At 73.3% G+C, this 1,795-nt stretch carries 4 protein-coding genes; all 4 read right to left on the minus strand.

Going from position 1 to position 1,795, the window contains the following annotated elements:
* Positions 1–171 precede the first annotated feature (171 nt).
* The gene (locus tag DBR36_RS04970) at positions 172–357 is read right to left on the minus strand and encodes a hypothetical protein (protein WP_108317838.1); all 186 of its coding nucleotides are present in this window, start codon (positions 355–357) and stop codon (positions 172–174) included.
* Between the two features lie 173 nt (positions 358–530).
* Positions 531–1,085 (minus strand): DUF3618 domain-containing protein, encoded by a 555-nt coding sequence (locus tag DBR36_RS04975; protein ID WP_108317839.1) that lies wholly within the window; start codon positions 1,083–1,085, stop codon positions 531–533.
* A complete protein-coding gene (locus tag DBR36_RS04980) occupies positions 1,082–1,495 on the minus strand; it encodes a phage holin family protein (RefSeq protein ID WP_108317840.1) in 414 nt (137 codons plus the stop codon). The genes DBR36_RS04975 and DBR36_RS04980 overlap by 4 nt, the downstream gene beginning before the upstream one ends.
* The coding region (locus DBR36_RS17585; protein ID WP_219927615.1) for a hypothetical protein at positions 1,473–1,795 on the minus strand (323 nt) is incomplete at its 5' end. The genes DBR36_RS17585 and DBR36_RS04980, both read right to left, overlap by 23 nt.

Here is a 1,795-nt window from a genome sequence, read left to right on the forward strand (position 1 = left end):
GACGGGGACCGCGGATGCGGTCGTCCCATGCTGGAGGCAGAACCCCGGGTGATGGGTTACGCCGCGAAGACCATCGCGTGAACGCCCGGACACCGATCCGTTCGTCGCGAAAGAGCCGACGCGCCGGCTCCTGGGGGAAGGAACCGACGCGTCGGGGGTGGGGCTGCGGGGTCAGGCGCGGGGCGCGACCGCCAGAGATTCGCCGGCGTCGCGGGTGCGCGACCAGAACCGCCGCGGCGCGGGGCGCTCGCGGTATCCGTCATCCGAGCGCGGGACGATGCCGTTGCCCATCGCGGTCGACATCGCGATGCTCCACACCGAGCCCGCCTGCTGTCCGCTCTGCTGTCCGTAGATCATGGTGTTCTCCTCGCTCCCGTCTCCCGACGGGACGTGCGCCCGCATGTCGGCGGGGCTTCTGCTGTCAGTCATAGACCGTCGCCGGCGTCGCCGAGAGGCTCTTGACAGCGGTGCCGCCGTGCGCGTGCGGACGACAGGGGGCGCGCCGCGCCGCGCGGCTCGCCCCCTGTCGCTCAGGCGTCGGCGACGGCGTCGCTCGCCCGCTCTCGCACGCTCGTGGCCGCGTCGGTCGAATCGTCCTTGACCTGTTGAACGGCTTCGGCGGCCCGATCCTTGACGGCGGCGGCCGCCTCGCCCGCGGGCTGACGGAGGTCGTCGACCAGCTCGTGCGCGACGTCCTTCGCCTGGTCGACGAGGGGTTCCGCCGCGTCCTTCGCCCTCGCCGCCGCGTCGCGCTCCGCACGGGACGGGGGGATGAGCGCGGCCGCGATGAGCCCGGCGGCGAAGGCGGCGAGGCCGACGGCCAGCGGGCTGCCCTTCGCGGAGTGGCCGACGTCGTGCGCCGCATCGCCCGCTCGATGGGCGAGCGAGGCCGCCGCAGAACCGGTGTCGTCCGCCGCGCCCATCAGGCGCTCGCGCACGCCGCGGACCGCGCCGTGCAGTTTGTTCTTCTGCCGGTCGACGATCTTGGACGGTGTCACCTTGTCGGCGAGGGCGTCCACGTCGGACCCGAGGTCCGCACGGGTGCGCTCGATCTCGGCGCGGATGGCTTCTGGTGAGTCGGTCATCGGTTCTCCTCGTTTCTGGTGAATGCATCGGGGATCTCCTGCAGGGTCGCCGCGGTCTGCGGAGCGCCTTGCACCTTCCCGAGTTCGGAGCGGCCCGTCGCGTACAGCACGGCCGCGAACACCGCCCAGAGCGCGGCCACGACGAGTCCCGACCAGCCCCAGCCGATCAGGGTCGCCAGCGCCGCCCACAGTGCGAGCGACAGGAAGAGCACGACCATCCCGCCCGCGTATCCGGCGGCGCCCAGGAGCCCGCCGGCCTTCGCCGACTTCGACGCGGAGTCCTTCAACTCCGCCTTGGCCAGCGCCAGTTCCTGCCGCATCAGCGTGGACATGTCGCGAGTGACTTCGCCGACGAGCTCGCCGAGCGAGGTCGTCGCGGCGCGCTGCTCAGACGGTGTCGGGCCGGCCATGCGAGCCCTCCTCACGGATGCCGTCGAGTCGAGCGGCCGATTCGGTGTACAGCGGCGGATCCCCACCGTCGGCGTCGTCGATCAGTCCCGTGTCGTCGGTGCGTCCCGCGTCGTCGACCACCGCGGTCGAGCCGGCGAGGCCGCCGCCGACGGCGGGGGCGGTCGCGATCGGGACGGAGGGGTCGGAGCCGGCGGGCTCGTCCGTCCGACGGGCCGCGGCATCGGCGTCCGCGAACAGCGGTCCACCCGACGCGGACGGGGTGTGCGATCCGCCGGCGGTCGCACCGCCGTCCGTGGATC

This window comes from Microbacterium sp. HMWF026 (assembly GCF_003061325.1).
GTDB lineage: Bacteria > Actinomycetota > Actinomycetes > Actinomycetales > Microbacteriaceae > Microbacterium > Microbacterium testaceum_E.

Bases quoted from the DNA above. Each gene is read 5' to 3' on its own strand.
- DBR36_RS04970 (WP_108317838.1), bottom strand. From the start codon at position 357: ATGATCTACGGACAGCAGAGCGGACAGCAGGCGGGCTCGGTGTGGAGC.
- DBR36_RS04975 (WP_108317839.1), bottom strand. From the start codon at position 1,085: ATGACCGACTCACCAGAAGCCATCCGCGCCGAGATCGAGCGCACCCGT.
- DBR36_RS04980 (WP_108317840.1), bottom strand. From the start codon at position 1,495: ATGGCCGGCCCGACACCGTCTGAGCAGCGCGCCGCGACGACCTCGCTC.